General features: G+C 32.3%; 10 protein-coding genes. 5 read left to right on the top strand and 5 right to left on the bottom strand.

Annotation, left to right across the window (positions count from 1 at the left end; genetic code table 11):
• Positions 1 to 128 precede the first annotated feature (128 nt).
• From CN514_RS18380 to CN514_RS18370, 3 genes are all read left to right on the top strand, one after another.
• Positions 129 to 575 (top strand): BclA C-terminal domain-containing protein, encoded by a 447-nt coding sequence (locus tag CN514_RS18380; protein WP_098233846.1) that lies wholly within the window; start codon positions 129 to 131, stop codon positions 573 to 575.
• Positions 576 to 752: 177 nt separating this feature from the next.
• Entirely contained in the window at positions 753 to 1,247 is a 495-nt protein-coding gene (locus CN514_RS18375; protein ID WP_098233845.1) for a DinB family protein, read from the top strand.
• A 134-nt stretch (positions 1,248 to 1,381) separates the two neighbouring features.
• Positions 1,382 to 2,281, top strand: a complete 900-nt coding sequence (locus CN514_RS18370) for a phosphotransferase (RefSeq protein ID WP_176525964.1) — start codon at positions 1,382 to 1,384, stop codon at positions 2,279 to 2,281.
• 60 nt (positions 2,282 to 2,341) lie between these two features.
• On the opposite strand, the gene CN514_RS18365 is transcribed toward CN514_RS18370, so the two are convergent.
• The 3 genes from CN514_RS18365 to CN514_RS18355 all read right to left on the bottom strand — a co-directional run bounded on the left by CN514_RS18365 (position 2,342) and on the right by CN514_RS18355 (position 4,372).
• Entirely contained in the window at positions 2,342 to 2,962 is a 621-nt protein-coding gene (locus CN514_RS18365) for a class D sortase (RefSeq protein WP_098233843.1), read from the bottom strand.
• Positions 2,963 to 2,965: 3 nt separating this feature from the next.
• Positions 2,966 to 4,018 carry a processed acidic surface protein gene (locus tag CN514_RS18360; RefSeq protein ID WP_098233842.1) on the bottom strand — a complete coding sequence of 351 codons (1,053 nt, stop codon included), beginning with the start codon at positions 4,016 to 4,018 and terminating at the stop codon, positions 2,966 to 2,968.
• Between the two features lie 144 nt (positions 4,019 to 4,162).
• A complete protein-coding gene (locus CN514_RS18355) occupies positions 4,163 to 4,372 on the bottom strand; it encodes a CDGSH iron-sulfur domain-containing protein (protein WP_098233841.1) in 210 nt (69 codons plus the stop codon).
• A gap of 195 nt (positions 4,373 to 4,567) precedes the next feature.
• Between CN514_RS18355 and CN514_RS18350 the strand changes: the two genes are divergently transcribed.
• Both CN514_RS18350 and CN514_RS18345 read left to right on the top strand, forming a co-directional pair.
• Complete coding sequence (locus CN514_RS18350; RefSeq protein WP_098233840.1) at positions 4,568 to 5,155, top strand: GNAT family N-acetyltransferase; 588 nt, start codon at positions 4,568 to 4,570, stop codon at positions 5,153 to 5,155.
• A 58-nt stretch (positions 5,156 to 5,213) separates the two neighbouring features.
• A complete protein-coding gene (locus CN514_RS18345) occupies positions 5,214 to 6,377 on the top strand; it encodes an iron-containing alcohol dehydrogenase (RefSeq protein WP_098233839.1) in 1,164 nt (387 codons plus the stop codon).
• 37 nt (positions 6,378 to 6,414) lie between these two features.
• Here CN514_RS18345 and CN514_RS18340 read toward each other — a convergent pair whose 3' ends face one another.
• The gene (locus tag CN514_RS18340) at positions 6,415 to 7,332 is read right to left on the bottom strand and encodes an alpha/beta hydrolase (RefSeq protein ID WP_435817630.1); all 918 of its coding nucleotides are present in this window, start codon (positions 7,330 to 7,332) and stop codon (positions 6,415 to 6,417) included.
• Positions 7,333 to 7,352: 20 nt separating this feature from the next.
• On the bottom strand, positions 7,353 to 7,598 hold the full coding sequence (locus CN514_RS18335) for a zinc ribbon domain-containing protein (protein WP_098233837.1): 246 nt from the start codon (positions 7,596 to 7,598) through the stop codon (positions 7,353 to 7,355).
• Positions 7,599 to 8,048 lie beyond the last annotated feature (450 nt).

Raw genomic sequence — 8,048 nt, 5'->3', positions numbered from 1 at the left:
CTTGTGGACATGCTGTAACGAAAAGAAAAAACTTTCATATTAATAAAATATATCAACAAATATAGACAAGCCTTTAATCTGTTACTCCTAAGAGGATTTATGTCTAAATAATAAGAAAAGGTGATAGTATGAGATACCCAAGACCGCCAAGACATCGTTTTCCACCAATACCTCCTGGCGAAAGTTTTGCATTTGTTACGAATAGTGGTGGAACAGTTTCCGTTATAAAAGAAGGTACAATTGTAACTTTTCCATCATTTCAGTATTTAGGTGAAGGAATTACAATTAATCAAGCAAATGATCAATTAACAGTTGAGACACCAGGTAATTATTTTATTACTTACACAGTGAATTTAAATGCACTATTAGCCGTATCTACAAGAATATTAGTAAATGGTAGACCTATAAATGCATCAGCAATCGTAAATGAAGTGAATAGATCCATTTACGGTAGCCAAATGATCTTACCATTAGACGCTGGAGATACAATTTCACTTCAATTGTTTGACTTTGTTGGAGATGTTAAGTTGTTACAAGGCGCTGGGGCAACAATTAATCTATTCAAAGTTCATTAGTCCAAGATTTAAACATTACTCCTCAAAAGATTCCCTATTCCGTTATAAGAATGCACTGCTTTTTAAAAAGTAGTGCATTTTTTATTAGGTCAAAATCATAAAGTAATAAAGGTGAATCTAGTAATAACCACGAAAGTACATATCGTAAAGTATAAAATTAACAAGGGAGAATGATCTATGAGTAAAAAAGAGTTTCTATTAGATCAATTAGAAGTCTGTCGAAATGTTGAAAGTTGGATTCAACCTTTAAGTTTAGCATTGGAGAATTTAAGTTTAGAGGATATAAGTTGGAGACAAAATGATTTTACTCATACAATTAGTGAAATCGTATACCATCTGTATTTCTATAATGAACGATGGTTGAAAAGATTTAAAGGAGAAATACCAACTGAGGTGATTGAAAGTAATGCTTCGACTTTTCGAGAGATGGAAAATTTAACAAAAGAGGATTGGCAGGCGCTTGTTAGACGGTTAGATGAGAATTTAGCCAATTGGCAGCAAGCTATAAGTGAAGCAGATGAATCAAGGCTATATGAACAAATTCCAAATTTTCCAGTAGATGCAATCTGGTGGGGAGCGTTATCTAATCTATGTACTCATAATGCTTATCATATTGGTCAAATCCTCTACATACGAAAAGCACAAGGTTCATGGGGATCAAAAGAAGAGTAGAATATATATTGCCGTATAAGAAATAGTAGGCTATTTTGGAAGAAGTGGTAATGAGTAGAAATAGAATTGAAAAAAGATAAATAAAGGAAAATGGGGAACTAAAGATGATCACACAAAATGTTAGGGGTTACATTTTGAATAAGTACAATATAAGCGAAGCGAATTTTTTAGGAAAGGGGCAAGAAGCAGAAGTTTACTCTTATGATCAAAAGAGAGTCTTAAAATTATATAAACCAACCGCATATTCAAAGCTAGAAATATTAAAGCAATTTTATGAATCTATGAATTCAAGTGATGCAAATTTTGAATTACCAAAAATTCACGAGATTATAAAAGAGAAGGACGTTGTTTTAACAATTGAAAAACGAATTGAAGGCAAAAATATTCAAAAGGATTTATCAAATTATGATGAGCAAGTATTAGATTCTTTCTTTGAAAACTATCTATCTACAATATTAAGTATTCAAAAGATTGAATTGGAAGAGCAATTTAAAGGCATTAAATTATTAAGTGATTATGATGAAATTTGTTCAAAGGACTGGAACGATTTTTTAAAACAATCGTTACTAAGAAAAAATACAGAAGTAGATCGATATTTGAAAAGAGATGTATTAGATTACGATGTGAAATTAAAACGATTAATGGATGCAATTTCAGTTGGATATGAAGGGGAATATGCATTAGTACATGGTGATTATTATCCATCAAATCTATTAGTAAATTCAGATGGACAAATTAATGGGGTAATTGATTTCGGATTAATGACATTATATGGAGACCCATTATTTGATGTTGCACTAAGCTGGATTTTATTTGATTTATATGATGAATTGGGTGAAACAAAGCTAGAAAAATATTTAAATAAAGTAGTTAATCGATTAGGCGAAGAAGTTAGAAGTACAATCCATTTGTACATTCTTTTTTATAGTATCTATTCGGCAAATTTCTTTTCGGAAACTTGCAGTGATGGACACTACCAATGGAGTGTTCGCAATTTAAATAACGAAAAGTTTTGGGCTGCATTAGAAAATTAATGAAAATATGAAACTACTAATAAAAAAATGCTCACTATTAAATAGTAAGCATTTTTTTGTTTATTTATTTACTTCTGATTTAACTAAACTAGCTACAAGTATATAACGCTGTGGTGCATGTCCAATAAAATTAAACGGATAACAAGTGCTTACCGTTAAAGTTGGTCTTGGTTTTGGGATAATAACAGTGCGATCATCTTTATCAACGATACGAATCTTATGAACTTTGTAAGTAAATGTACCAGCCGAAGTTTTAACAATTAACGGATCGCCCACTTTTACTTTGCCAAGCTCGCGAAATACAGTATCTCGATGTCCAGCAAGAACACTATTATCTCTTTCACCTGGCATCACAGATTTAGCATAATGACCGATTCCTTTTGCAAGCTCATCCTCATCTGTCCCGTGGAAGATTGGTAGAGTTGCAGAAATTCGAGGAATTGTTAATGAACCCATTTCATCGCCAAATTTAGGATAAGTCTTGTAAAGCGGTTCGTCTCTTTTAATTTGCTTCAATTTAGTTGCTGTTTCTGTTTTGATTTCTTTTTTGAAATCATCCTTGGACTGTTTATACAGCACATAGGTTTTAATTAAAGAATAAGCATTTGTTGTAGCAAAAAATAATCCGACAATAAAAAGGAGTGCTGAAAAAATAAGTAGTACTTTTCGTTTACGATTCATAGCTTATCGTTTAACAATTACCTTTTTACGTAAAACAACAGCAGTTAACATCATTAACATACCAACCATTGTCCATTCAGTTGTATGAGTTGCAGTAGTTGGAAGTTTACCGCCATTTTCCGTTCTTACTGTAACAGTTGGTTTTGGGTTTTTAATTGCTTTTTGAGTATCTTTAACGATATCTACTATTTCGTCATCACCAATAAGTTCCTCAGGTGAAAATACAGCGTCTAATAATAGATTACCAGCGTTGTCATAAATCTCTAAATATACTTTTACATTTTCCATAGAATCCATAGAATCATCCATTGTAAGTAATTTAGCAAAAGTTAGAGGAGTTTTAACGCCATTTTGTTCAATTGCAACTTTAATATCAATTTTTAAAGTAGATTGAAGCTCTTTAACGATATTCATTAGTTCTACTTTTAATTCAGCTGGTAATTCTTCTGGAGTAGCCTCTGTATCCATTGAGAAAAATTCAGGATAATTTTCTTCTAATGCAGATGCACGTTCTCCAAGTGCTTCTAATTTTGCCTCAATAGCAGGATCATCATTTACAACTTTTTCTAGGTATGAAGATAGATTATTAATCTCTGCTTCAGTAATTCCGAACTCTGAAAGAGCAGAAGAAATATCTTCCATAGAAGGGAATTCATCTTCTACACTACCTGACTCATCTTCATCTAAATAAATTAAGTTTTCGATATCAGAAGTAAAATAATATGTATCTAGTAATGATGCATTTTTATCCATATCATCATAATAGACTGCTAGATCGATAATTTCATCTTCAGTGTAACCGTACTCATCTAGAAGATCGTCTAAAGTTTTTTGTGTAAGTCTTTCACCCAAAGTATCTTTTAACTCATCAACTGAATCGAAATCAGAGATCGACTCACCGTAGTAAGAATTTAAATAATCCTCTAATTGTTTTTGAGTTAGGTCGATACTAACTAAATAAGTTTTTAATTCATTTGCATTTGGCGCTGCATATGCAGTTACGCCTGGTACTACTAATGCTGCAGATAAAACGACTGAAGCTAATACCTTTTTCATATTATTTCCCCCTTAATAGTGCATTCCCTAAATGTAAATGTGATTAGATCAGTTTTATGAATGATTCAAAGGTAATAAAGGTATGAGGACATAAGAAAGCCGATTATTTAGAATTGCCCAATAATCGGCGCCAGAAAAATAAAATTATTCTGATTCTTTAGGAGCTCGAACGACAGATTCGAATTTTCCTTTATGAGTACTGTCACAATATGGTAATTTACTTGACATGCCACATCGACATAATGAGAAAGCTGCTTTTTGCGGATATACATTCCCTTCAGCATCAACTAAATCAACAGTTCCAGTGACACGTAAAGGACCATTATCTAAAACCTTAATTTGAACATCAGACATATTAAATTTCCTCCTACACATCTTAGAATTATTATATATTACATTTATGTTAAAATAAATGGTAGATTTTAATAAAGTATTAATTTTTAGCATGAAATTACCATGGATATATTATAAAATGAAAAGGTTGTTTTTTTATACTAACAAAATGTTAAAGAGAAACTAAGTAAAATTTAAGTTAAGGAGTGACAATTCATGATTCGAATAGCAAAAAAAGAAGATGCCAAACAAATTGTCCCTCTAATTGTACAAGCGATTGAAGATATTGTATTTATGTTAACAGGGACATCATCATACGAACAAGCAACCCCAATTTTAGAATATTACGTTCAATCTGAACAAAATCGACTAAGTTACCATAATTGTTTAGTGAAAGAAATTGAAGGAAAAGTAGTAGGAGTGATTATAGCCTACCATTCCTTGGAATTATCAGTACTTGATCGTGAAATGCTTGAGATAATAAGTCGTAATTTAAATATACAAGATGTTAAAGTTGATAAAGAAGCAGATGATGAAGATTTTTATATTGATACATTGTCAGTGAATCCAGATTATCAAGGCAAAGGAATTGGAACTGAATTATTAGAAGGATTACTCTCTTTTGCTAAAAACAAAGGGATTGCACGAGTTTCATTAAATGTAGATCAAGACAAACCTTCTGCTCGCCGACTATATGAAAAAGTGGGATTTAAATATGAAAAAGTTAGATTTATTTTGAATCATTCATACGATTATTTAGTGTTCCCAATAAATGAAAAAATATTCGAAACAAAAGTCGTTTAAGATGCATCCTTTCGATTGTTTAAGTTAAAATTAAGTTTGAACAATAGGAGGGATACATATGAATTTTTTTACATTTGCAAATCCAACTGAATTAATATTTGGTAAAGATAGTGTACAAAAGTTAAAAGAAAAGGCTGCTAGCTTTGGAAAGAATGTTTTAGTTGTATACGGTGGTGGAAGTATTAAGAGAAATGGCCTATACGATCAAATAGTAGGCATTCTTAAAGAAACTGATAAAACTGTTTATGAACTAAGCGGAGTTGAACCAAATCCTAAATTATCAACAGTTCATAAAGGTATACAAATTTGTAAAGAAGAAAATATTGACTTTGTTTTAGCTGTTGGTGGTGGTTCTGTAATCGACTGTACAAAAGCTATTGCAGTTGGTGCGAAATTTGATGGTGAGATTTGGGATGTTATTACACGTAAAGCATTCCCAACAGATGCATTAAAATTTGGAACAGTACTAACGCTTGCAGCAACTGGTTCAGAAATGAACGCTGGGTCAGTTATTACAAATTGGGAAACAAATGAAAAATTAGGTTGGGGAAGTAAATTTAGTTACCCAACGTTTTCTATACTAGATCCTCAAAATACATTTACAGTTCCTCGTGATCAAACAGTTTATGGATCAGTGGATATAATGTCACATGTTATTGAATCATATTTCCACCATGGAACGAATACAAAAATTCAAGATCGTTTTTGTGAGGGTATTTTAAAAACAGTTATTGAAACTGCTCCAATCGCAGTAGAGAAATTGGATGATTATGAAGCGCGTGAAACACTATTATATAGTGGTACGATGGCATTAAATGGAATCTTAAGTATGGGTGTCCAAGGTGATTGGGCTACACATAATATCGAGCATGCAGTTTCTGCAGTAACAGATATTCCACACGGCGGAGGTTTAGCAATTATTTTCCCTCATTGGATGGAATATGTAATGAGCGAAAATGTTGATCGTTTCTGTCAATTTGCAGATAGAGTGTTTGATATAGGGCAAGAATCAATGTCAAAAGAAGAATGGGCATTAGCTGGTATTAAAGCTTTAAGCACATTTTGGAACTCGATCGGTGCGCCAAGTCGTTTAAGTGAGTACGATATTACAAAAGAGCAACTACCTGAAATGGCTGCTAAAACGGTTAAATATGGACCATTTGGTAACTTCAAAAAATTAGATCAAGAAGATGCATTGAAAATTTTAGAGGCAGCTCTTTAACAATAAAAACTGGGCAGAGAAAAACTCTGTCCAGTTTTTATATTGAATGATGGTTAAGGCCAATATTATTTAAAAAAGATGAAACAATTAAATAGTAATCATCTTTGTTTTCATTTAAACTCATAGCGTGTGCACCATTTTCAGCAATGAATAGTTCTCTCTTATTTTGATTTTTCGCTTCAAATAATTTAAGTGTATGTGTAAATGGAATATAAGGGTCTGGTTTACTATGAACAAATAAAACGGGATTTTTAATATTATGTGTTGCCAGTAAAGGGGAAATATCTTTAATGAAAAACCCATTCCGAAGCTTTAACCAAATGCTAGAAACTGGAAGGATTGCCCATTTAGGAAGTTTATAATCCATTTTCAAACGATATGTAAGCTGTTCCTCAAATGTAGAGAACGCGCAGTCTGAAATATAGAAAGCTGCAGAATCCTCAACAAAACCAGCATATTGTAACATTGTACAAGCTCCCATTGACTCCCCATGAATGCCAAGAACAATCTCACCTTTTAAATCCTTTAAATATTGAACAACAGATTGTAAGTCATATTTCTCATAATATCCATAGCTAGTAGTATGTCCACCTGACTCCCCATGACGCCTATGATCATAAGTAAGTACATTAAAGCCAAGCTTTAAAAATAGCTCAGCATATTTAATAGAGTTATTCTTATTAACCGTTACACCATGTGTAATAATGACCCAATTATTTGTATCAAAGGCCTCAAACAAGTATCCCTTTAATTCATACCCATAACGAGATTGAATAGAAAAGGGCTGTTTTTGAACAGAACGATACAATCCTTCATCAAACCGAAAATTTTCCAACTCGCGCTGATAAATAAACTCAAGCGAATTTGTTTTCATAAACAAAACCTGCTGCGTAAAATAGTAACCAACTCCAATAAAATAAACAAGAAAAAGAACAGCCACAACAAGCCAGAACATCATAATAGAACCATCACTCACTATCCAAAAAGAATATCAAGAATTGTAGTTAACTCACCACGGGTTTTACCTTCTAAAATGGAAGGATTATAAACTTCAACAAAACCGCAATTTAAACAAGAAACAAATAAGAAATGATTATAATCAATATCTAGTAACTTACTTAAACCTGAACCCGAAATTGATACTTCTTTCGTTTTGGCGTGAGTATGTTTACATTTCGAACAAACAAATTTATCCTTTAACAATTCTTCTGCTCTAGCCATAAATAAGATCCTCCTTTTTAGTAAAGTGTATCATAGGAAAAAGAAAATTTATTAAAGGGATTTTGACAATTAAATCAAGAATGACAAGTTTGAAAATTGAACATTGTCGCTTAATGTTCATAAATAAACCTACTATGATATAAGAAGATTCATGAGTAATGGAGTTTAATTAGCTATAAGGTGTCTATGGGTAAGTAAAAAGGGAATAAGATGGAGTATGCTTACTCATAAGGTGTTCATGAGGAAGTAAAAAGGGAAAAGATGAAGTTTTGGTTCCTCATAAGGTGTTCATGAGGAAGTAAAAAGAGAAGAAGAGGGAGTTTGGTTCCTCATAAGGTGTTCATGAGGAAGTAAAAAGGGAAAAGATGTAGTTTTGGTTCCTCATGTGGTGTTCATGAGGACGTAAAAAGAGATGAAGAGGGAGTTTGGTTCCTCATAAGGTGTTCATGA

This window comes from Bacillus sp. AFS001701 (genome assembly GCF_002559405.1).
In the GTDB taxonomy this organism is placed as follows: Bacteria; Bacillota; Bacilli; order Bacillales; family Bacillaceae_G; genus Gottfriedia.
Note: the sequence above shows the minus strand (reverse complement) of the source record. Positions and strands in the feature narration are given on the sequence as shown.

Coding starts and splice junctions, on each gene's coding strand:
- CN514_RS18345 (WP_098233839.1), top strand. CDS start 5,214: ATGAATTTTTTTACATTTGCAAATCCAACTGAATTAATATTTGGTAAA.
- CN514_RS18355 (WP_098233841.1), bottom strand. CDS start 4,372: ATGTCTGATGTTCAAATTAAGGTTTTAGATAATGGTCCTTTACGTGTC.
- CN514_RS18340 (WP_435817630.1), bottom strand. CDS start 7,332: ATGTTCTGGCTTGTTGTGGCTGTTCTTTTTCTTGTTTATTTTATTGGA.
- CN514_RS18375 (WP_098233845.1), top strand. CDS start 753: ATGAGTAAAAAAGAGTTTCTATTAGATCAATTAGAAGTCTGTCGAAAT.
- CN514_RS18365 (WP_098233843.1), bottom strand. CDS start 2,962: ATGAATCGTAAACGAAAAGTACTACTTATTTTTTCAGCACTCCTTTTT.
- CN514_RS18350 (WP_098233840.1), top strand. CDS start 4,568: ATGATTCGAATAGCAAAAAAAGAAGATGCCAAACAAATTGTCCCTCTA.
- CN514_RS18335 (WP_098233837.1), bottom strand. CDS start 7,598: ATGGCTAGAGCAGAAGAATTGTTAAAGGATAAATTTGTTTGTTCGAAA.
- CN514_RS18380 (WP_098233846.1), top strand. CDS start 129: ATGAGATACCCAAGACCGCCAAGACATCGTTTTCCACCAATACCTCCT.
- CN514_RS18360 (WP_098233842.1), bottom strand. CDS start 4,018: ATGAAAAAGGTATTAGCTTCAGTCGTTTTATCTGCAGCATTAGTAGTA.